Origin of the sequence: Mitsuaria sp. BK037, from assembly GCF_014193045.1 — a bacterium.
Taxonomy (GTDB): domain Bacteria; phylum Pseudomonadota; class Gammaproteobacteria; order Burkholderiales; family Burkholderiaceae_C; genus Roseateles.
Window position 1 is genome coordinate 939100 of sequence record NZ_JACHYS010000003.1, and the last position, 22372, is coordinate 961471.

At 73.0% G+C, this 22372-nt stretch carries 15 protein-coding genes; 11 read left to right on the forward strand and 4 right to left on the reverse strand.

The features are described from left to right. Positions 1 to 37: 37 nt before the first annotated feature. The 8 genes from glnE (at position 38) to FHT37_RS20900 (ending at position 12986) form a co-directional block, all read left to right on the forward strand. Positions 38 to 2809: a bifunctional [glutamate--ammonia ligase]-adenylyl-L-tyrosine phosphorylase/[glutamate--ammonia-ligase] adenylyltransferase gene (gene glnE, locus FHT37_RS20865; protein ID WP_183484055.1), complete on the forward strand. Its 2772-nt coding sequence runs from the start codon at positions 38 to 40 to the stop codon at positions 2807 to 2809. 21 nt (positions 2810 to 2830) lie between these two features. Further along, a complete protein-coding gene (locus FHT37_RS20870; protein WP_147242100.1) occupies positions 2831 to 3433 on the forward strand; it encodes a rhomboid family intramembrane serine protease in 603 nt (200 codons plus the stop codon). Positions 3434 to 3442: 9 nt separating this feature from the next. Next, the gene (locus tag FHT37_RS20875) at positions 3443 to 4327 is read left to right on the forward strand and encodes a DMT family transporter (protein WP_183484057.1); all 885 of its coding nucleotides are present in this window, start codon (positions 3443 to 3445) and stop codon (positions 4325 to 4327) included. Between the two features lie 175 nt (positions 4328 to 4502). Then, positions 4503 to 9629 (forward strand): ATP-binding sensor histidine kinase, encoded by a 5127-nt coding sequence (locus FHT37_RS20880; protein WP_183484059.1) that lies wholly within the window; start codon positions 4503 to 4505, stop codon positions 9627 to 9629. 335 nt (positions 9630 to 9964) lie between these two features. Next, entirely contained in the window at positions 9965 to 10615 is a 651-nt protein-coding gene (locus FHT37_RS20885; RefSeq protein WP_183484062.1) for a DUF4148 domain-containing protein, read from the forward strand. A gap of 5 nt (positions 10616 to 10620) precedes the next feature. Continuing rightward, on the forward strand, positions 10621 to 11805 hold the full coding sequence (locus FHT37_RS20890) for a thioredoxin family protein (RefSeq protein WP_183484065.1): 1185 nt from the start codon (positions 10621 to 10623) through the stop codon (positions 11803 to 11805). Between the two features lie 96 nt (positions 11806 to 11901). Beyond that, the gene (locus tag FHT37_RS20895) at positions 11902 to 12588 is read left to right on the forward strand and encodes a response regulator (RefSeq protein ID WP_183484068.1); all 687 of its coding nucleotides are present in this window, start codon (positions 11902 to 11904) and stop codon (positions 12586 to 12588) included. Then, the gene (locus FHT37_RS20900) at positions 12588 to 12986 is read left to right on the forward strand and encodes a response regulator transcription factor (protein ID WP_091731060.1); all 399 of its coding nucleotides are present in this window, start codon (positions 12588 to 12590) and stop codon (positions 12984 to 12986) included. The genes FHT37_RS20895 and FHT37_RS20900 overlap by 1 nt, the downstream gene beginning before the upstream one ends. Here the strand turns inward: FHT37_RS20900 and FHT37_RS20905 are convergent. From FHT37_RS20905 to FHT37_RS20920, 4 genes are all read right to left on the reverse strand, one after another. Then, the gene (locus FHT37_RS20905) at positions 12916 to 14403 is read right to left on the reverse strand and encodes a sodium:solute symporter (RefSeq protein WP_183484071.1); all 1488 of its coding nucleotides are present in this window, start codon (positions 14401 to 14403) and stop codon (positions 12916 to 12918) included. The two genes, FHT37_RS20900 and FHT37_RS20905, sit on opposite strands and share 71 nt — an antisense overlap. After that, the gene (locus FHT37_RS20910; protein ID WP_183484074.1) at positions 14400 to 14717 is read right to left on the reverse strand and encodes a DUF3311 domain-containing protein; all 318 of its coding nucleotides are present in this window, start codon (positions 14715 to 14717) and stop codon (positions 14400 to 14402) included. The genes FHT37_RS20905 and FHT37_RS20910 overlap by 4 nt, the downstream gene beginning before the upstream one ends. Before the next feature lie 87 nt (positions 14718 to 14804). Then, positions 14805 to 18476, reverse strand: a complete 3672-nt coding sequence (locus FHT37_RS20915) for a molybdopterin cofactor-binding domain-containing protein (RefSeq protein WP_183484077.1) — start codon at positions 18474 to 18476, stop codon at positions 14805 to 14807. Positions 18477 to 18723: 247 nt separating this feature from the next. Continuing rightward, positions 18724 to 19410 (reverse strand): TetR family transcriptional regulator, encoded by a 687-nt coding sequence (locus tag FHT37_RS20920; RefSeq protein ID WP_147241837.1) that lies wholly within the window; start codon positions 19408 to 19410, stop codon positions 18724 to 18726. A 230-nt stretch (positions 19411 to 19640) separates the two neighbouring features. Between FHT37_RS20920 and FHT37_RS20925 the strand changes: the two genes are divergently transcribed. From FHT37_RS20925 to FHT37_RS20935, 3 genes are all read left to right on the forward strand, one after another. Continuing rightward, positions 19641 to 20480, forward strand: coding sequence for an alpha/beta fold hydrolase (locus FHT37_RS20925; protein WP_183484079.1), 840 nt, complete (start codon positions 19641 to 19643; stop codon positions 20478 to 20480). Positions 20481 to 20500: 20 nt separating this feature from the next. Beyond that, positions 20501 to 21526: an alpha/beta fold hydrolase gene (locus tag FHT37_RS20930; protein ID WP_183484082.1), complete on the forward strand. Its 1026-nt coding sequence runs from the start codon at positions 20501 to 20503 to the stop codon at positions 21524 to 21526. A gap of 70 nt (positions 21527 to 21596) precedes the next feature. Beyond that, entirely contained in the window at positions 21597 to 22019 is a 423-nt protein-coding gene (locus FHT37_RS20935; RefSeq protein WP_183484085.1) for an organic hydroperoxide resistance protein, read from the forward strand. The last annotated feature ends 353 nt before the right edge of the window (positions 22020 to 22372 follow it).

The window sequence follows — 22372 nt, forward strand, 5'->3', positions numbered from 1 at the left end:
ATTTCCGGCCATGAGCCAGCGAGAGCTTTCTTTACCGATGGATTCAGTTGCCCCGGCAACCGCCGATCCGGCAGGCGTTTCGACGCCGGCCGCGAGCGCGGACCACAGCCGATTCGTTCAGCGCATCCGCCGCCGTTACGCGGCCGAATTGCCCCTGCTGCCGCCCGGCCTGCCGGATGACGCGGTCATGCGCGCCGTCGTCGACCGCCTGTGCGAAGGCGGGCGTGCGCTGCCCGCCGCGCTGCGCGTGATGCGCCAGCTGGTGATGGAACGGCTGGCGGTGCTCGACGTCGAGCAGGGCGCGCCGATGACCGACGTCACGCAGGCGATGACCCATCTGGCCGAGGTGGCGCTGGACATTGGCGTCGCGCACTGCCGCGCGGAACTCGACGCGCTGTACGGCCCGCCGCGCGACGCGGTCGGCCAGGACATCGACTTCTGGGTCGTGGGCATGGGCAAGCTCGGCGGGCGGGAGCTGAATGTCTCGTCCGACATCGACCTGATCTACGTCTACGAGGACGACGGCCAGACCGAGGGCCCGGACAGCGGCACGGGCCGCCAGCGGATCTCCGCGCACGAATATTTCGCGCAGCTCTCGCGCCGGCTGTCGACGCTGATCGGCGACGTGACCGAGGACGGCCAGGTCTTCCGCGTCGACCTGGCGCTGCGCCCCAACGGCAACTCCGGTCCGCCCGCGGTGAGCATGGCGATGCTGGAGGAGTACTTCCTCGTGCAGGGCCGCGAGTGGGAGCGCTTCGCCTGGCTGAAGAGCCGCGTCGTCGCGCCGCGCGCCAGCGTCAAGAGCGGTCGCGCGATGCAGCTGCGCAGCCTGGTCACGCCCTTCGTCTATCGGCGCTACCTGGATTACGGCGTCTTCGAGGGCCTGCGGCAACTGCACCGCAAGATCCGCGACGAGGCCCAGCGCCGCGCCGCCGGCCGGCCCGAGCGCGCCAACGACGTGAAGCTCTCGCGCGGCGGCATCCGCGAGATCGAGTTCATCGTCCAGCTGCTGCAGGTGGTGCGCGGCGGGCAGTTCCCCGAGATCCGCACCCGCTCGACGCTGAAGGCGCTGACGCGCCTGGCGGCGCGCGGCCTGATGAAACCCGAGACCGCCACCGCGCTGGCCAAGGGCTACGACTTCCTGCGTCGCGTCGAGCACCGCATCCAGTACCTGGACGACCAGCAGACCCACTGCCTGCCGGCCTCGGACGAGGACATCGGCTGGATCGCGCGCAGCCTCTGCCTGAGCTGCAACAGCCACGCCTGCCCGCTGCTGGACCGGTTGATGGAGGTGCGCGAGCTGGTGGCGACCGAGTTCGACGCCTTGCTGCACGACGGCGTCGCGCCGGGCAAGGGCAGCTGCAAGAACGGCATGTGCGGCGGCCCGCCGCTGCCGATCGACAGCGAGGAGTTCCTCGACAAGCTGCAGCCCGAGCTGGCCGCCAACGTGCGGCGCTGGGCCCAGCAGGCGCGGGTGCAGAACCTGCGCGAGGACTCCCGGCTGCGGCTGGCCAAGCTGGTCGGGCGCGCGGCGCTGGCGGTGCGCCAGGGCGAATGCACGCTGGACGCGGCGCAGCGCTTCGTCGACTGGATCGAGCCGCTGCTGCGCCGCGAGAGCTACCTGGCGCTGCTGGTCGAGCGGCCGGCGGTGCAGGGCCGGCTGCTGCGGCTGCTGGGCCTGGCGCGCTGGCCGATGCGCTACCTGATGCAGCATCCCGGCGTCATCGACGAACTGGCCGATGCACGGCTGCTGCACGAGCGCTTCGATGGCGCGGCCTTCATCCAGGACCTGCAGGCGCGCCATGACGCCTGGGCCGAGCATGGCGAGGCCAGCGAGGACGCGCTGCTGGACAGCGTGCGCCGCGCGCATCACGCCGAGGTCTTCCGCACGCTGGTGCGCGACGTGGAGGGGCAGATCAGCGTCGAGCAGGTGGCGGACGAGCTGTCGCTGCTCGCCGACGCGACGGTGCAATGCGTGCTGGACTGGGCCTGGGACCGGCTCAAGCAGAAGCACCGGCCGTCGCCGCGGCTGGCGGTGATCGCCTACGGCAAGCTCGGTGGCAAGGAACTGGGCTACGGCAGTGACCTGGACCTGGTCTTCCTCTTCGACGACGAGGACGACAACGCCGCGGAGATCTACGGCGCCTTCATCCGCAAGCTGATCACCTGGCTGACGATCCGCACCGCCGCGGGCGAGCTCTTCGACATCGACACCGCGCTGCGCCCCAACGGCAACTCGGGGCTGCTGGTGACGTCGATCACCTCGTTCGAGAACTACCAGGGCGGCCGCGGCAGCAACACCGCGTGGACCTGGGAGCACCAGGCGATCACGCGGGCGCGCTTCTGCGCCGGCGATGCGTCGCTGGCCGAGCGCTTCGAGGCCACCCGCCGCGCGGTGCTGACCGCGCCGCGCGATCCGGCGGCGCTGCGCGACGAGGTCGTCGCCATGCGCGAGAAGCTGCGCGTCGCGCGCTCGGTGCGGACCGGCTTCTTCGACGTGAAGCACAGCCCGGGTGGCATGGTGGACGCCGAATTCGCGCTGCAGTACCTGATCCTGGCGCACTCGGCGCGACACCCCGAGCTGCTGGCCAACGCCGGCAACATCGCGCTGCTGCAGCGTGCCGAGTCCGCCGGGCTGCTGCCCGCCAACGTCGGCCGCGACGCCGCCGATGCCTATCGCGAGTTGCGCCGCGTGCAGCACCGGGCGCGGCTCAACGAGCAGTCCACCGCGCTCGACGGCGAGGCCGCCGAGGCGCTCGCGCCGCAGCGCGACGCGGTGCTGGCGCTCTGGCGGGCCGTCTTCGGCTGACGCGTCGCGGACGAGGCCCCGATGCCGGGACGCGCTTGGCTGCTGGTGGCGATGGCGCTCGCGATCGGCTCGCTGGTCGCCTGGGTCCAGCCCGCGCCGGTGCAGGCCGCGCTCGAGTGGCGGCCCGGGTTCGCGGCCAGCGAGCCGTGGCGCGCGGTCAGCGCCGCGTGGCTGCACTGGAGTCCCCAGCACCTGATCGCCAACCTCGCCGGCTGTGCCGTCGTGGGCCTGCTGGGCGTCGCCGCGCGCCTGGGGCCACGGGACGCGGTCGCCTGGTTGCTGGCTTGGCCGCTGACGCAGCTTGGGCTGCTGATCGAACCGTCGCTCGAGCGCTTCGGCGGCGCCTCCGGCGTGCTGCATGCGGGGGTCGCCGTCGCCGCGATCGGGATGATGCGGATGCGCGCCTCGCATGGGCGCGAGCGCGTCATCGGCCTGCTGATCGGGCTGGGACTGATCGCGAAGGTCGCGGCGGAGCGCCCCTTGGCCGGCCCGCCGCTGCGGCATTGGGACGGCTGGAACATCGCGATCGCGCCGCTGTCGCATTTCACCGGCCTGGTCGCGGGCACCGCGGCGGCGCTGCTGTGTGCGTTGGCCGCGCGGGCCTGGACACGCCGCCGGGCATGATCCGGCGCCATGGAACGCAAACAGCGACTCGACGGCGCGGCGGTGGTCATCCTGCTGGGATGTTGCGTGCTGTGGGGCCTGAACCAGGTCGCGGCCAAGGCCGCGCTGGCGGAGATCGGCCCGCTGTGGCAGGCCGCGCTGCGCTCGGGCTTGGCCGGCCTGCTGGTGTGGGGCTTCGCCGCGGCGCGCGGCATCGCGCTCTTCCGCCCTGACGGCAGCCTGCCCGGCGGCCTGCTCGCCGGCCTGCTGTTCGCGGCCGAGTTCGCCTGCATCTTCGTCGGGCTGCAGTACACGACGGCGTCGCGGATGGTGGTGTTCCTCTACCTGTCGCCCTTCGTCGTCGCGCTGGGCATGCCGCTGATCTCGCCCGCCGAGCGATTGACGATGCGCCAGACGGTGGGCTTGCTGATCGCCTTCGGCGCGGTGGCGTTCGCGTTCGGCGAGGGCCTGCAGGGCACCGGGCAGGCGATGCAATGGCTCGGCGACGCGCTGGGCGTGCTGGCCGCGCTGCTGTGGGGCGGCACGACGCTGGCGATCCGTGCGACGCGGCTGTCGTCGGCGAGCGCGGAGAAGACGCTGCTGTACCAGCTCGGCGTGTCGGCGCTGGCCCTGGCGGCGGGCGCGCTCGCCACCGGCGAGGTGCTGCCGCTGGCCTGGTCCTGGCGCCTGATCGGGCTCTTCGGCTTCCAGGCGGTGATCGTCTCCTTCGCCAGCTACCTGCTGTGGTTCTGGCTGATCCGCCATTACCCGGCGACCCGGCTGTCCAGCTTCACGCTGAGCACGCCGCTGTTCGGGCTGCTCGCGGGCGCGATGCTGCTCGGCGAGCCGATCACGCCGCGGCTGATGCTCGCGCTGGCCGGGCTCGCGGCCGGCATCGTGATGGTCAATCGCTGAGCGCCGGCTTCGCGCCCGCGCCGCGCGCCGTCACGGCGCAATCCCTCCGCCAACCCCCGATAAACCCTCGGACTAACTCTTTCGAGGGAGTTGTCGCGCGGGTGTCGCCTTGCGGTCGCCGAGGTCGGCCCATATCATCGAATTTCATGTAGTGTTCCCTACATTGAAGCCAGCGATGAACGACCTTGCCCGCCTCCCCTTCCTCGAGTTGACCCCGCGCGGGACTCGCCTGCACCGGGCCAGTCCGCAGCGCGGTCCGTCCGTCCTCGTGGCCGGACGCGGCCATCAGGCGCCGGCCGCGCTGGCGCTGCTGCAGCGTGAATACGCGCTGCGCGGCGCGCTCCGGCCGGACTGGGCCGCGGTGCCGCAGGCGCTGCAGCCCAGTGGCGAGGGCGTCGTGCTGCTGCTCCAGGACCCGGGCGGCCGGCTGCTCGGCGAGACCGCCCGGCCGCCGATGGCGCCGGCGGCCTTCCTGCGCCTGGCGCGGGCCATCGTGTCGGCGGTCGCCGGGATGCATGCCGCCGGCATCGTCCATCGGGCGCTCGGCCCGGATTGCATCCTGGTCGACGAGGCCGCCGGCAGGGCGACGCTGACCGGCTTCGGCTTCGCGCTGCGCCAGGGCGAGCCCCAGGCCCGCGGCGAGGAAGCGCTGGCCTGGGACGATGCCCGCTTCGACTACATGGCGCCGGAGCTGGGCGGGCGGATGAATGTCGAGGTCGACGCGCGCGCCGATCTCTACGCCCTGGGCTGCCTGTTCCACGAACTGCTGACCGGCGCGCCGCCCTTCGATGGCGACAACGCCGCCGCCCGCATCCACGCCCATGCGACCCGCCTGCCGTCGCCGGTGCACGCGCTGCGGCCGGAGGTCCCGGCGCAGCTCTCGCGCCTGGTGCTGCGCCTGCTGCAGAAGTCGCCGGACCGCCGCTATGCCGACGCCGGCGCGCTGCTGGCCGACCTGCGCAGCTGCGACGAACTGCTGCGCCGCCACGGCACCATCCCCGACTTCGTGCTCGATGCCGGCGCCGCGCTGGCCGGCGCGCACGAACCCGGCCCGGTGGTCGGCCGCGACGACGAGCTCGCCCAGCTCGCCGCGCTCTATCGCGCGGTGGCCGAGGGCGAAGGCGCCCGCACCGCCTGGGTCTGGGGCGGACCGGGCATCGGCAAGTCGGCGCTGCTGCGCGAGGCGGTCGCGCGGATGCGGCAGCCCGTCGCGCCGCTGGTGGCGGCCGGCAAGTGCGACGCCGCGCGCAGCGGCGTGCCTTTCGACGCGCTGGCGCGGGCGCTGGAGCCGCTGCTGCAGGGCGTGCTGGGCAGCGCCGAGGCCGACTTCGAGACCTGGCGGGACCGGCTGCGTCGCGCCGCGCAGCCGGTCGGCGCGACGCTCGCCGCCTGGGTGCCGGGCCTGGCCGCCGTGCTCGGTCCGCAGGACGGGCCGGCCGCGCCGGTGCCGGGCGACGCGGCGCTGGTCTTCGAGCGCGAGATCGTCCTGCGCGCCATGGCCCGGCTGTTCGCCGCCTTCGCGCGGCCGGAGCGTCCGCTGGTGCTGCTGATCGACGACCTGCAGTGGGCGGACGTCGACACGCTCAAGGTGCTGGAGCGCCTGCTGATCGACCACGCCGATGCGCCGCTGCTGCTGGCGGGCTCGATGCGGTCGGGCGAGACGGACGCGCCGCATCCGCTGCGCGCGGCGCCGCTGTTCAGCCGCGCCGGCGCCTGCCACCTGGCGCTGCGGCCGCTGGACGACGACGCCGTGCGCGCGCTGGTCGCGCAGGTGCTGCACCAGGACGTCTCGGCGCTGGGGCCGCTGCTGGACCTGGTCCAGCACCTGACCGGCCACAACCCCTTCTTCATCCGCCGGCTGCTGGGGCGGCTGGTCGCGAAGGGCCTGCTCGCCTACGACCCCGCGAGCACGCGCTGGGCCTGGCATGCCGAGCGCAGCGCGGCCAGCCCGGTCATCCACGACGTCGGCGAGCTGCTCGCGCGCGAGCTCGACGAGCTGCCCGACACCGCACTCGCCCTGCTGCGCGCGATGGCCGGCCTGGGCGACCGCGCGGCGCCGGCGCTGCTCGCGGTGGCCGTCGACAGCACCGAGGGCCCGCTCGCGGCCGCGATGGCGCCGGCGCTGCAGGCGGGCTTTGTCGTGCTCGACCGCGGCGACTGGACCTTCACCCATGACCATGTCCGCGAGGCGGTCCTCGGCGCGATCGCGCCGGCCGAGCGGGCCGCGCTGCACCTGGCGATCACGCGCCGGCTGCGCGCCGCCAACGACGAACGCATCCCCGCCTTCCTGATCGCCACGCAGGCCAACCTCGCGCGGCCGGCGGTGGTGCATCCGATCGAGCATCGCGCCTTCGCGCTGATCAACCTGGAAGCGGGCAAGCGCGCCAAGGCGGCCACCGCGCATCACGCGGCGCTGGATTTCTTCGGCTGGACGCTGACCTGGCTGGGCGACGAGCAGACCAGTCCCGAAGCGCTGGAGGCCAGCCTGCTCTGCGGCGAGGCCGAGTTCATGACCGGTGCGCTCGAGGCCGCCGAGATGCGCCTGGCGGCGCTGCAGGGCCTGGCCGGCGACGGCCTGTTCAGCGCCGAGGTGGCCCGGCTGCGGGTGGCCCTGTACACGACGCTGGGCCGCTACGACCTGGCGCTGGACATCGGCCTGGCCTTCCTGGCCAGCGCGGCGGGCATCGTGCTGCCGCGCCATCCGACGCCGGCGCAGGTCGACGCGGAATACGCGCCGCTGCGCGCCTGGATCGACGAACACGGCGTCGACGCGCTGCGCGACTGGCCGGTCGATCCGGACCCGCGCCGCCGGGCGCTGGTCAACGTCTTCGCCGACCTGGTCCCGCCGGCGATGTATTCGGACCAGCAGCTGGTCGACCTGATGCTGCTGCGCGTGGTCCGGTTGGCGATCGCGCACGGCCATTGCGACGCCTCCGCCAACGCCTACGTCTGCCTGATCCAGGTGCTCGGCGCGCGATATGGCGACTTCGCCAGCTCGCGCGCCTTCGGCGAGCTCGCGCTGCACCTCGTCGGTGAGCGCGGCCTGCGCCGCTACCAGGCGCGCGTGCTGCACACCTATGCGACCTTCGTCGTGCCCTGGACCCAGCCGGCGCGCGGCGCGCGCGAGGTCTTCGGCCGCGCCTTCGAGATCGCCACCCGCGAGGGCGACCACACCTTCGCGCTGTACTGCGGCCGCAACCAGGCCACCGGCATGCTTTTCGCGGGCGAGTTCCTCGAGGACGTGCGCCAGACCGTCGAGGGCGCGCTGGCGCGGGCGAAGGACGCCAACTTCCGGCTGGTCGTCGACGCGGTGCTGGCGCAGCGCACGCTGCTGAGCGTGCTGCAGGACGGCGAGCCGCGCGGCGAGCGCATGGCCGAGCCCGTCGAGGGCGCGCCGGTCACGCTGGTGGACCTGGCCTACTGGACCTACCGGCTGCAGGCGGGGCTGCTCTTCGGCGACCTGGCCGAGGCGCTCGAGTCGCGCCGGCGCGCGCAGGCCTGCGTGGCCGTCGCCCGCAACTTCGCCGAATGCGGCGACCTGGCCTTCTACGGCGCGCTCGCGCTGCTGCAGCTGCGTGAGCGCGACGAGACGCAGGAGGCGGCGCTGCGCCACCACCTCGCGTCGCTGGACGGCTGGGCCGCGGAATGTCCGGAGAACTTCGGCGCGCGCCGCGCGCTGGTGCTGGCCGAGCAGGCGCGCGCGCTGGGCCATCTGGCCGAGGCGGCGGACCTGTTCTCCACCGCGGTGACGCAGGCGCGGCGCCACGGCTTCACCCAGGTGGAGGCGCTGGCGGCGGAGCTGGCCGCGGCCTTCCACGCCGGCCTCGGTCGCGAGATCGAGCGCCGCGCCTACCTGCGCCATGCCCTGGCCGCCTGGCAGCGCTGGGGCGCGGCGGCCAAGGCGCGCCAGCTGCAGCAGCGTCATCCGGAGCTGCAGGAGGCCGACGCGCCGGGGCCCACCAGCCGCCTGCACGAACTCGATGTCCAGGCGGTGCTGCGCATCACCCATGCGCTGGCCAGCGACATCGTGCCCGAGCGCATCGTCGAAACGACCATGCGCACCGCGCTCGAATCGGCGGGCGCCGACTACGGCGCGCTCGCGTTGTGGCGCGACGGCGAGTGGACGGTGCGGGCCAGCGCGCGCATGGTCGCGGGGCAGATCGCGGTGACGCAGACGCCGGCGGCCTTCAGCGCCGAGCAGCTGCCGGTGACCATCGCCCATGCGGTCGCGCGCACGCAGCATGCGACCCAGTACGACGACGCGCGCGAGGCCCTGGCGCTGGCGCAGGACGACTACGTGAAGCGCGCGCGGCCGCGCTCGCTGCTGTGCGTGCCGATGATGCGCTACGCGCGCCTGATCGGCGTGCTGTACCTGGAGAACAGCCTGGCGCCGCGGGTGTTCACGCCGGCCAAGGCGGAGCTGCTGGAGGTGATCGCCTCGCAGGCGGCCTTCTCGCTCGAGAACACGCGGCTGTACGAGGAGCTCGTCGACCAGAACCGCCAGCGCGCCGAGGCCGAGGAGCGGCTGCGCGCGGCGCTGGCCGAGCTCGGCCGCGCGAGCCGGCTCAAGGCGATGGGCGAGCTGGTGGCCTCCATCGTCCACGAGATCGGCCAGCCGCTGAGCGCCATCGACACCTCGGCCAGCGCCGCCTCGCGCTGGCTGGAGCGCGACGAGCCCGACATCGGCGAGGCGCTGGCGATGGTCTCCCATGTCCGGCTCAGCGCCAAGCGCGCCAAGAGCATCATCCAGGGCCTGCGCGCGATGGCGCGCAAGGCCGAGCCGCAGTTCGCCGACATCGACCTGTGCGACGCACTGCGCGAGTGCGTGTCGCTGGTGGCCGGCTCGATGGCGGAGCTCGGGGTGACGCTCTCGGTGCTCGGCCCGGCGCAGCCCTGCCGCGTGCGCGGCGACCGGGTGCAGCTGCAGCAGGTCGCCATCAACCTGCTGATGAACGGCGCCGAGGCGATGGCTGAGGTGCCCGAGGGACAGCGTCGCCTGACGATGCGCTGGGGCGCGGCGCTGCCGGACCTGATCCGCGTCGAGATCGAGGATCGCGGCACCGGCATCCCGCCCGATGCGGCGGCGCAGCTGACCGAGCCCTTCTTCACGACCAAGTCCCACGGCATGGGCATGGGGCTGGCGATCTGCAAGTCCATCGTCGACGCCCATGCCGGCACGCTGGCCTTCGAGCCGGGCCGCGAGGGCGGCACGCTGGTCACCTTGCAGCTGCCGAGTGCCGGCGCACGGAGCACGCCGACGGCGCCGCATCCCGCCGGCGTCGCGGCGATGGCGGACGCCTGACCGTGGCCTCGGCTCGCGTCGATGGGCGGGGCGGTCGGATCCGCGCCTGCGCGGCCGGCCAGGCGCGGCGCCGGGACATCCTGTGCGAAGGGATGAGGAGGGCGGAGCGCGGGTCTCGGACGCGTCGCCCTGGGAAGGGGAGGGATGAAACCCAGGTATGGGAAGGACCGCCGCTCGGTCGGATAGGCCGGCGGGCCGCGCTCTGGTCCGATCGATCCCATCGCGGAGACGGTGTCCCCGGACCCGGCGCACCGCGATCCGCCGTCCCGTCGGCGGTCCGCCGCACAGGGTGGCGGGCCCGTGCCGCCGGGCAACCCCGATCCAAGGAGTTCCAGATGAATCCGTCCCCAATGACTTTCCGTCCGCGCTTCCAGCCGCAACGCCTGGTGCTGGCCCTCACCTTCGGTGGCGCCTTGCTGGCCGGTCTGATGTCGGTCGCCTTCGCCGGCGAACCCGCCGCCGCCGCGCCGGTGACCCGCGCGCAGGTGGAGCAGGACCTGGCCGCCTACCAGCAGTCCGGCCTGGCCGCGCTGGAGCGCGACGACTCGCAGTCGCAGGTCGGCACCGCGGCCTGGCGGGAGGCGCGCCGGCGCTACCTGGCGCTGCGCGGCCTGCCGGTGTCCCGCATGCAGGCGCTGAGCCGCGCCGATGTCCTCAAGGACCTGAAGGTCTACCGTGACTCCGGCCTGGCCGACGCGGAGCGCCGCGATGGCGAGGAGTCCAACACCTCCGCCGCGCTGCTGGCCGCGCGGGAGCGCTACGACGAGCTGACGATGATGGACATGATGGACCGCCCGCTCAGTCGCGCCGAGGTGCTGGCCGACCTGCAGATCTACCGCGAATCCGGCCTGGCCGCCTTCGATCGCAGCGAGGGCGAGCCGTCCGCCAACACCGCCGCCTACGCCGCCGCCCGCGCGCGCTACGAGGCGCTCAAGCGCGATGGCCGCTACCAGACGCTGGTGACGGCGCTGGGCCGCCAGGGCTGACGGCCATGGAGACGCTGGCCCTGATCGCCGTCGGCGCCTGCGCGCTGGCGCTCGGACTCGCGGCCGGCGCCTGCGCCGTCGCGCCGCCGCGGCGCCTGTTCGCGGCGGTCGCGATGGCCGCCGGCCTGTCGACCGGCGTGCCCGCCGTCGCACAAGGCCGCCCGGTCGCGGCGCCGCCCGTCGAGGGCGTCGCGCCCGGCTTCGCGGGCGCCACCGGCTGGCTCAACTCGCCACCGCTGGCGCTCGAGGCGCTGCGCGGCAAGGTCGTCGTCGTCAGCTTCTGGACCTACTCCTGCATCAACTGTCTGCGCACGCTGCCCCACGTCCGCGCCTGGGCGCAGCGCTACGCCGGGCAGGGGTTGGTGGTGATCGGCGTGCACTCGCCGGAATTCGCCTTCGAGAAGGACCCGGCCAACGTGACGCGCGCGGCCAAGGACCTGAAGCTCGACTACCCGATCGCGCTGGACGACGGCTACCGGATCTGGCGCGCGTACCGCAACCGCTTCTGGCCGGCGATCTACCTGGTCGACGCGCAGGGGCGACTGCGCCATCACCAGTTCGGCGAGGACGGCGCGGACGCCACCGAGCAGGTGATCCAGGCGCTGTTGCGCGAGGCCATGCCGTCGGGCACCGCCCCGTCGGCCGCGCGCGCCGGCACCGACCTGAGCGGCGTGGGCATGCCGGCGGACCTCGACAACCTGCGCTCGCCGGAAAGCTACCTCGGGTATGCGCAGGCCAACGCGATGGCCTCGCCGGAGCCGCTGCTGCGCGACCAGCCGCGGCGCTACTCGGCGGGGCGCCTGGGCCTGAACGAATGGGCGCTGTCGGGGATCTGGACCGTGGGGCCGGAGTTCGCGCAGCTGGGCGGCATGACGACCGGGACCGATGCGAGCGGCCCTGCCGGCGTGGGCGGCCCGGGCGGTGCCGGCGCGATCGCGATCCGCTTCCATGCGCGGGACCTGCATCTGGTGATGGCCGGGCCACCCGACGGCGCGCGTTTCGTGCTGACGATCGACGGCCAGCCGCCCGGCGAGGAACACGGCCTGGACGTGGATGCGCAGGGTCGCGGGCGCGTGAACGCCAGCCGGCTCTACCAGCTGGTGCGCCAGCGCGGCGCGGTGCGCGACCGGCGCCTCGAGATCCGTTTCCTGGACCCCGGCGTGCGCGCCTATGCCTTCACCTTCGGCTGAGCGCCCGCTCATACATGCGTATAGGGACGCCCTCGCGGGCGTCCCTGGCGCCTTTGCTTCTGCTACCTTGCGCGCCTGCGCATCGAGGTGTCCGTCATGCAGTCCCTGATCCCATCGTCCCTCCGACCCGGCCCTCCCGCCGTGGCGACCGCGGATGCGGCCGCCCGCCGCACCGTCTACATCGTCGACGACGAGGACCTGATCCGCGGCTCGCTCGCCAGCCTGCTGCGCTCGATGGGCCTGGAGGTGCGCGACTTCCCGACCACCGCCGCCTTCCTCGCCGCGCCCAAGGGCACCGGGCCCGGCTGCCTGGTGCTGGACGTGCGCCTGCGCGGCGAGAGCGGCCTGGCCTTCCAGCAGTCGATGGCGGGCCGCGGGCTCGGGCCGATGCCGGTGATCTTCATGACCGGCCACGGCGACGTGTCGATGACGGTGCGGGCGATGAAGGCGGGCGCGCGCGACTTCCTCGAGAAGCCGTTCCGCGACCAGGACATGATCGATGCGGTCGTCGCCGCGCTGGACGCGGATGCGCGCCGGCTGGCGGTGGAGCGCGCGCTCGACGACGTGCGCGGCTGCTGGGCCTCGCTCACGCCGCGCGAGCGCGAGGTGCTGGGGCATGTCGCCTCGGGGCGCATGAACAAGCAGATCGCCGGCGAGATGGGCATCGCCGAGATCACCGCCAAGATCCACCGCGGGCAGGCGATGCGCAAGATGCGCTCGCGCTCGGTGGCGGAGCTGGTGCGCAAGATGCAGGCCATCGGCGTGATCCGCGAGGCCGCCTGATGCCCGGCATCGGCCACCCGTCGGCGCCGCCGCGCGCGCTCGTGGCCATCGTCGACGACGATCCCTTCGTCCGCGCCGCCACCAGCAGCCTGGTGCGCGCGGTCGGATGGGAGGCGCGCAGCTACGCGTCCGCGATCGAGTTCCTGGAGGACGAGGTGGCGCCGCGGGTCGGCTGCCTGGTCTGCGACATCCACATGACCCGCCTCGATGGCATCGGGCTGCTGGCGCGGCTGCAGCGCGACGGCCTGGCCGTGCCCACCGTGTTCATCACCGCGCTGACCTCGCCGTCGGTGCGCGAGCGCGCGATGGGGCAGGGCGCGCTGTGCGTCATCGAGAAACCGGTCGACGCAGGGGAACTCGAGGACTGGGTGCGCCGCGCGCTGGCGCCAGCCGGCTGACGCCCAGCATCACCACCAGGTTGAGCGCAAGCCCGACGATGCCGATGTTGAGGTCGTGCACCCAGCCGGGCGCGCTGGGCAGCAGCGTGCGCGTGGTCGCGCCGGTGACGACGGTGAAGGCGACGAATCCGACGCCGACCAGCAGGCCCGCGATCGCGCCATGCCGGCTGGCGAGTCGCGGCGCCACCAGCGCCGCCAGCAGCGCGGGCGCCAGCTGCGTGACGATGCCAAAGCCCATCAGCAGCAGCGCGACGATGCTGGATCCGCCGCCCAGCGTCAGCAGCACCGCGACCAGGGTCAGCAGCGGCGCGGCCAGCCGCGAGACGACGGCCAGCCGCGCATCGTCGCTGCGCGGGAACAGCGGCCGGTAGAGGTTGCGCGCCAGCAGCGTCGAGGCCGAGATCAGCATGATCGAGCCCGGCACCAGCGCGGTGAGCATGCCGGCCGCGCCGATGACGCCGACGAACCAGGGGTCGAAGGTCTTCAGCGACAGCTTCAGCAGCGCCAGGTCGATCTGGCCGCCGCTCAGGCCCGGCACCTCCAGCACCGCCGCGAAGCCGGCGAACATCGAGAACAGCATCACCAGCGCGTACAGCGGCATGACGACCGCGTTCTTGCGGAAGCTGCGCTCGGACTTCGCGGTGAACACGGCGCTGAACGCATGCGGCCAGAGGTACATGCCCAGCGCCGACAGCGCCACCGTCGAGCTGAACCACACGGCGTTGCGGCCCTCGGCGGGCAGCGCGAGGAAGCCGGGCCGCGCCGCTTCGATGCGCTCGAACGTCGGGCCGAGGCCGCCATGGTGGTGGTAGGGCAGGTAGAGCCCCAGGAACACGCAGACCAGCAGCACCAGCACGTCCTTCACCACCGCGGTCAGCGCCGAGCCGTGGATGCCCGACAGCATCACGTAGACCGTCATGACGCTGGCCCCGATCCAGACCGCGGTCGCCGGCGACAGCGTGCCGTAGGAGGTCAGCTCGACGATCAGGCCCAGGCCCTTCATCTGCACCACCAGGTAGGGCACCAGCGCCAGCAGCGCGACCACGGCGACCAGCAGGCCCAGCGCCGGGCTGTCGTAGAGCCGCGCGAAGACCTCGGGCTGCGTCATCGCGCCATGCCGCCTGGCGAAGCGCCAGATCGGCGGCAGCAGCCAGTACGACATCACGAAGGCCAGGCAGGTGTAGACCAGGATGTAGAGCGCCGCGCCGCCGTGGCCGTAGGCGTAGCCGCTGGCGCCCAGGAAGGTGAAGGTGGTGTAGAGCTCGCCGGCCATCAGCACGAACACGAGCAACGCGGAGAAGCCGCGCCCGCCGACGCTCCACTGGGCCAGGTCCATCGTGACGCCGCGTCGCGCCCGCAGGCCGGTCCAGAGCGCGAAGGCCAGCGTCAGCAGCAGGATGACGGTGGCCGCGTTCATGCGTCGCTCCCGGCTTGGGCGCTGGCGCTCCCATTGCCGCTGCGGTGCCCGCTGATGTGCTCGCTGACGTCGTCGCCGACTTCCGCCGCCGCTTCCGCGTCGCCGCGATTGGCGGGGTCGAGGCGGTAGATCGCCGCCATCACCAGCGCGGTCAGCAGCATGCCGGCGATGGTCCAGGCCATGAAGAACGGCAGTCCCAGCACGAAGGGCTGCACGCGGTTGGCGACGGTCACGCCGGCCAGCGCGTGCAGCACCGGCAGCAGGGCCAGCCAACGGTGGCGCCGCGACGGCGACGCGAGGTGGGTGTCGGACATCACCGGGTCATTCCTTCCGGGAGGCGGGCATCGCCACCGGCGCCCGCGAGGCGCGGCGGATCGACGGAGATCGAAGCATCCAGCGCATCACCGGGCACCGGGAGCGAGCGGCAAGCCGCGGCCGGCGGCGGCCAGCGCGCGCAGCACGACGTCCGGCGTGGCCGGCGCCTCGCGCACCCGCGCGCCGGTGGCGTGGTGGATCGCGTTCAGGATCGCGGCGGCCGTCGGCACCAGCGCCGGCTCGCCGATGCCCTTGGCGCCGTAGGGCCCGATCGGCGTCGGGGCCTCGACGAACAGCACCTCGACCTCGGGCACGTCATGCACCGTCGGGATCAGGTAGTCATGCAGGTTGTTGTTGCGGCCGGGCAGGTACTGCTCCATCAGCGCCAGGCCGACGCCCTGCGCCACCGCGCCCTCGATCTGGCCCTCAAGCAGCGTCGGGTTGACGCGCCGGCCGACGTCGTGCGCCGCGACCACCCGTCGCACCCGCACGCGTCCGGTCTCGAGGTCGACCTCCACCTCCGCCATCTGCGCGCCGAAGGCGTAGGTCGCATAGGGGCGGCCCTGGCCGGCGGCGTCCAGCGAGCGCGTCGGCGGATCGAAGCGCTCCTCGGCGCACAGCGCGTAGCCATGGGCATCCAGCGGCAGCTCGCGCAGCGGCAGGCGCGCGTCGCCCGCGCCGACCCAGCCCTCGCCGAAGTGGACTGGCGCGTCCTCGGCGGCGTTCAGCAGCGCGCGGATGCGTCGCCGCAGCGCGGTGCCGGCCAGGAAGGCTGCCCGTCCGGTCACGAAGGTCTGGCGAGAGGCCGAGGTGCGTCCGCAGTCGGGCGTCAGGTGGGTGTCGGGCCCGACGATGTGGAGCCGGCCCACCGGCACGCCGAGCGCGTCGGCCGCGATCTGCGGGATCACCGTGTTCGAGCCCTGGCCGGCGTCGACGGCGCCCTGATGCAGCACCAGCGTGCCGTCGGGCCGCACGCCGATGCGCACCGTCGACGGATTGGGCGTACCGGTGTTGCCGCAGCCGTAGAAGAACGCGGCCAGTCCGACGCCGTGACGCCGCTGCGGCGGCGCCTTGGCATTGCGCGCGGCGATCCGCGCGAGCGCCTCGGTCCAGCGCGGTCGCAGCGCATCGAGGCACTCGACCAGGCCGACGCTGTCGTCCAGCAGCTGACCGGTCGGCAGCGTGTCGCCGGGCCGCAGCGCGTTGAGCGCGCGGAATTCGAGCGGATCCCAGCCGGCCTTCAACGCCAGTTCGTCGATCAGCTGTTCCTGCGACATCGTCGTCTGCGGCACACCGAAACCCCGGAAGGCGCCAGCCGGCGTGACATGCGTGTGGATGGCGCGCGCGCGGGCCGCGTAATGCGGCAGGCGGTAGGGGCCGCCCGCATGCACCGGCACGCGGTTGGCGACGGCCGTGCCCCAGGAGGCGAAGGCGCCGGTGTTGTAGTCGCCCTCGAATTCGACGGCCCGCAGCCGGCCATCGCTGCCGGCCGCCATCGTCGAGACGATGCGGGCGGGATGGCGCTTGGTCGACGAGGCCATCGACTCCTCGCGGCTGAACACGATCGCGACCGGTCGGTCCAGGTGCCAGGCGGCGACCGCGAGCAGCGGCTGCACCGTCATGTCCAGCTTGCCGCCGAAGCCGCCGCCCACGGCGGTCGGCACGACGCGCACGCGCGGCTCCGGCACGCCCAGCACGCGGGCCAGGTCCTCGCGGTGCGGGTGCGGCGCCTGCGTCGGCGAATGCAGTTCGATCGTGTCGCCGACGCGGCGCGCCCAGCCGGCCTCGGGCTCGAGGTAGGCGTGTTCGACGAAGCTCGATGCGAAGCGGCCGGTGACCACGTGCGCGGCCTCGCGCAGCGCGGCGGCGGCGTCGCCGCGCAGCACGCGGCCCTCGACCAGCAGGTTGCCGGCGCGGTTCGCATGCAGCAGCGGGGCGTCGGGGCGGGCGGCCTCGTCGACGGTGAAGACGGCGGGCAGCGGCTCCCACTCGACCGGGAAGCCGGCGAGGTCCAGCGCCGCGACGGCCGCGCGCTCGCCGACGACCAGCGCGATCGCTTCGAGGTGGTGGCGTGCCTCGCTGGCGGGCAGCACCGGCTGGTCGGCATACGCCGGCGCGATGCCATGCAGGTTGCGGCCCGGCACGTCGGCATGCGTCAGCACGCGATGCAGGCCGGGGTGGGCGCGCAGGTAGGCGTCGAGGTCGCCGAGCACGAAACGCGCGCGCGGAAAGGGGCATCGCACCGCGCGCAGGTAGAGGCTGTCGGCGGGAATGCCGTCGGCGCCGAAGCATTGGCTGCCGTCGACATTCTGGGGCCCGTCCAGGCGCGTCAGCGGACGGCCGACCGCCGCGCCCTCGCCGGCACCGGGCGGTGGCGTGAGCGGGCGCGGTGCCGCGCCGGTGCCGACCTCGGTCACCGCGTCGACGATCTTGCGATAGCCGGTGCAGCGGCACAGCACGCCGTCGATCGCGGCGCAGGCGCCGGCGCGGTCGCGCACCTCGCCGGCGTCGATCGCCGCCGAGGCCGCCATCAGCATCCCGGGAATGCAGAAGCCGCATTGCACCGCCTGGTGCGCCAGGAAGGCCTGCTGCAGGCGCGCGCCGCAGGGGCTCGCCGTGGCGAGGCCCTCGACCGTGGTCACGCGGCGGCCGTCGAGCTGCGCGACCGGCGTCACGCAGGCGTAGCGCGGCTCGCCGTCGACGACGATCGTGCAGCTGCCGCAGTCGCCCTGGCCGCAGCCGACCTTGGTCCCGCGCAGCCGCAGGTCCTCGCGCAGGAAGTCGACCGCGGTGCGCGACAGATCGGTCGGCAAGCGGTGTGGGTGGCCGTTGATCTCGACACAGCCCGGCGCCGTCGCGCTCAAGCTCGGACTCGGACTCGCCGCACGCGGGCAGGTCGGATCACGCGGGGCGCCATCGATGGCCTCCTGCAGGCAGCGCGCGCAGGCGCGTTCGACGGCGACGCGCGCCAGGTGACGGCGCAGGCTCGCGGAACCCCGCACGTCGTCGATCGGCGCGAGCTCGGGCAGCCGGCTCTCGCGGATCAGCGACGACAGGGACTCGGGCCGGGCGCCTTCCAGACCTTCCTCGAGCGCGCGCAGGCGGACCGGCACCTCGGACGCCGCGCCGACCGCCACGGCAGCCTGCGCCACGACGCCGCGCCCGGACCAGCGCAGGCGGACCGCGGCCGAGACCACCGCCAGCGCGGTGCCATCGCGGTTGGCGCATTTCAGGAAGGCGGTGCGGCCGGTGGTCGCGGCGGCGGGAAGAAGGATGGCGGTGAGCAGCTCGTCGGCGGCGAGCGCGGTGCGGCGGCGGCCGAGCAGGAATTCATCGAGCCGCAGGCGGCGCACGCCGCGCAGGCTGGCCAGTTCGACGCAGGCGTCCAGCGTCAGCAGCGGCGGCACGCCATCCGCCGCCGGTGCCGCGTGGCAGAGGTTGCCGCCCACGCTGCCCGCGACGCGGATCTGGCGCGAGCCCACCTGGTGCGCCGCTTCGCGCAGCGAGGCCGGCAGCAGCGCGCAGCGCTCGATCGCGTCCCAGCTCGTCGCGGCGCCGATGCGCAGCTCGCCGTCGCGTGGCGCGATGCCGTGCAGCGCGTCCAGGCGGCTGATGTCGATCCACCCGCCCGCGGGCGGCCGCGCGCCGGGATCGGCGTAGGCATCGGTGCCGCCGCACAGGACGCGGCGCGGCGAGGGCAGCGGCTCGGCCAGCGCGGCGAGCGCGTCCTCCAGCGAGGTGGGACGGAAGTAGGTCATCGGGGCAGTCGGCCGGGGGCCCGTCCTGGCACGCGCGGCGCTCGCGCGCAGGGGGCACGGGCCACGTGCCGGACCGGATGAATTCATCCTACAAGTCGCGATGCGCCTCGCGAACGCCCGCTGGCATCGATGTCCACCGCGACGGCGACGCCCTACCTCGAACGGGGTACCCGATCCGGGAAAGCGCGATCCCCGTGCGCGCCCATGGAGCGCTGCGCTGAACGCGCGGCGCGATCGCGCCGTCGGTTCAGGCCGTGAGCGGAAGCGACGCCGCATCGGCGCGCACGACGCGCAGCACGCTGTCGGTGACGAAGCGCTCCCAGGCGGCGACGGCCTCGGGCGTCTCCAGCGATTCGCCCAGGAAGGCGGACAGCGTGTGGCGGTTGGAGGTGAAGAAATAGGCCGTCGAGACGATCAGCAGGTAGACGTCGCGCGGGCGCAGGTCGGCGCGGAACAGGCCTTGCGCGGCGCCGGCATCGAGGATGTCGCGGATCAGGTCGACCGCGGTGGACGAGTACTCCACCGCCTTCTCCGACTTGGCCACATGCTTGCCCTTGTGCAGGTTCTCGGTGTTGAGCAGCGTGACGAACTCGGGGTGGCGGCGGTAGTAGTCGATCTTGAAGCGGATCACCGTCTTCAGCGCCGCGACCGGGTCGGCGGTGTCCGGCGCGCAGGTGGCCTCGGCCCGGTCCATGCGGTCGTAGATGCCCTCGAGCACCGCGATGAACAGGCCCTCCTTGCTGCCGAAGTAGTAATAGATCATCCGGTCGTGCGTCTTGGCCGAGCTGGAGATCTTCTCGATGCTGCCGCCGTCGTAGCCATAGCGCGCGAACACCTTGGTCGCCGCCTTGAGGATGCTGTCGCGGGTGGCCTGCGCGGCGGCCTCGCGCACGCCGGTGCCGCGCACCGCCTGGGTCTGCTTCTTCTGAGCCATGAATGTCCTGAATGCGATTTCATGTAGCGGGCACTACATGAATCGCCTCATGATACGCAGGGCGGCGGCCAGCGGCAACCGGGTTGTCCACGGTCCGCGGACCATACACAGGTAGGGGGCGGCGCGCCCGCAGGTTCAATTTGCCGCGCAGGGCGGCGCTGCTCTGATGGCGGACAGCGGCGGGACAGGGGTTCCGCCGACCTCCACCCGATCCTGCAGAGGCAGCCACCATGTCTTCATCTTCGTCCCGTTCCCTCCGCTCCCGCGCTTCGGCCGCGCTGGGCGCCTTCGCCGCGCTGGGCGTCACGGTCGCGCTGACGGCCGCCGGGCCCGCGCTCGCCAAGGACGCAGCGCCCGCCGGCGCCAAGCCCACCATCGTGCTGGTCCACGGCGCCTTCGCCGACGCCTCCAGCTGGAACGGCGTGGCCGGCGAGCTGCGCGGCAAGGGCTATCCCGTCGTCGCGGTCGCCAATCCGCTGCGCAGCGTCTCCGGCGACGCGCGCTACACCGCCAGCCTGCTCGACAAGATCGCCGGGCCGGTGGTGCTGGTCGGGCACTCCTACGGGGGCTCGGTGATCAGCAATGCCGCCACCGGCAACGCCCGGGTGAAGGCGCTGGTGTATGTGTCGGCCTTCGCGCCCGAGCAGGGCGAGTCGGTGGTCGAGCTGGCCGGCAAGTTCCCCGGCAGCACGCTGGGCGAGGCACTGGCCGCGCCGGTGCCGCTGCCCGAGGGCGGCGTGGACCTGTACATCGACCAGGACAAGTTCCGCAACCAGTTCGCCGCCGACGTGAAGCCCGATGCCGCGCGCCTGATGGCCGTCGGCCAGCGCCCGGTGGCCGAGGCGGCGCTGAAGGAACCCAGCCAGGGCACCGCGTGGAAGGACCACCCGGTGTACTTCGTCTACGGCGCCGCGGACAAGAACATCCCGCCCGCCGCGATGGCCTGGATGGCTGAGCGCGCGCATGCGCGCCGCACCGTCGTGATCCCCAACGCGTCGCACGTGCCGATGGTCAGCCATGCCCACGAGGTCGCCGCGCTGATCGAAACCGCCGCGAAGTCCGCCGACTGAGCCGGCCACAGGAGACTCCCATGACCGCAGACACGAACCGCCGCGACTTCCTGTCGCTCGCCGCCGCGACCGGTGCCGGCCTGGCCCTGGGCGGGCTGACCGGCCCGGCGACCGCCGCCACCGCCGCCCCGACCGCCGTCGGCCGCGCCGCCTTCGGCCCGATGCGCCAGATCGACGCCGGCCCGCTGAACATCGGCTACATCGACCTCGGTCCGCGCAACGGTACGCCGGTGATGCTGTTCCATGGCTGGCCCTACGACATCCACGGCTACGAGGACGTCGCGCCGATGCTGGCGTCGCAGGGCTTCCGCGTCATCGTGCCGCACCTGCGCGGCTACGGCACGACGCGTTTCCTCTCCGACGCCACGATGCGCTCGGCGCAGCAGACCGCGCTGGCGGCGGACGGCATCGCGCTGATGGACGCGCTGGGCATCCGCAAGGCCATCTTCGGCGGCTGCGACTGGGGCGCGCGCAATGCCTGCGTGATGGCCGCGCTGTGGCCCGAGCGTTGCCAGGCGCTGGTGTCGGTGAGCGGTTTCCTGGTGCTGGACCGGACCACCGCGCTGACGCCGCTGTCGCCGGCCGACGAGTTCACGTGGTGGTACCAGTACTACTTCGCCACCGAGCGCGGCCGCATCGGCTACGAGAAGAACCTGAAGGCCTTCGCCCGCTTCATCTGGCACCAGGCCTCGCCGAAGTGGAACTTCGACGACGCAACCTTCGAGCGCAGCGCCGCGAACCTGGTGAACCCGGACCATGTCGCGCTGGTGGTGCACAACTACCGCTCGCGCATCGGCGCGGCCGAGACCGACCCGCAGTACGAGCCGCTCGAGATCCGCCTAGCGCAGGTGAAGACCGTGGCGATGCCCACGATCACCCTGGAGGGCGATGCCAACGGCGCGCCGCATCCGCCGGCGGCCGCCTACCGGTCGCGCTTCACCGGCAAGTACGAGCACCGCGCGCTGACCGGCGGCATCGGCCACAACCTGCCGCAGGAAGCGCCGGCCGACTTCGCCAAGGCCGTCATCGACGTCGCGCAGTGGTGAGCCCCGAACCCGCCGCTGCCGTCTACGCCCCTGCTTTTCGTTCCACTTTCCGACTTCGAAGGATTTCTCCATGACCCGCACGATCGACAAGGTCCTCTACACCGGTTCCACGCTGACCACCGGCGGCCGCGATGGCACCGGCAAGTCCAGCGACGGCGCGCTCGATGTCCGGCTGAGCCTGCCGGGCTCGGGCGGTCCGGGCACCAACCCCGAGCAGCTGCTGGCGGTGGGCTGGTCCGCCTGCTTCATGGGCGCGATGCGCCGCGTGAAGACGGCCGAGCCGATCCGCGTGCCCGACGACGCCTCCATCGAGGCCGACATCTCGCTCGGCACGACCGCCGACGGCGGCTTCGCGCTGGCGGCGAAGCTGCACGTGGTGCTGCCCGGCCTGACCGAGGCACAGAAGTGGGCGCTGGTGGACGGCGCGCATCAGATCTGCCCGTACTCGCTGGCGACGCGGGGGAACATCGAGGTGAGCTTCACCGTCGGATGAACGGGCGGGCGCGGGATCATGGTTCGATGGTCCCGCTCTTGACGGGCACACGCCTGCTTCGCAATGGTGATCGTGATGGCAACTGCCGATGCTCTTCTCGGCGAACTGCCGTCAACACGGAGGATCACAGCGTCCAGCTTCGAGATTTCCATCGACAGTGATGGTGTTCTGTCGGCGTCTGACTCGTATCTAGGGCGCGGCAGGCATTGCATACACAGATGCCGCAGCCCGGAACGCTTCAGCGCCGCCTAGAGTTCTTCGCTCATCCAATCTGCACCACGGGTTTGAGGGGAGGTCTCAGACGATGTCTATCGATAAAGTCCCGAAAAAAGCTGGGCCAGAGGCCCATGACA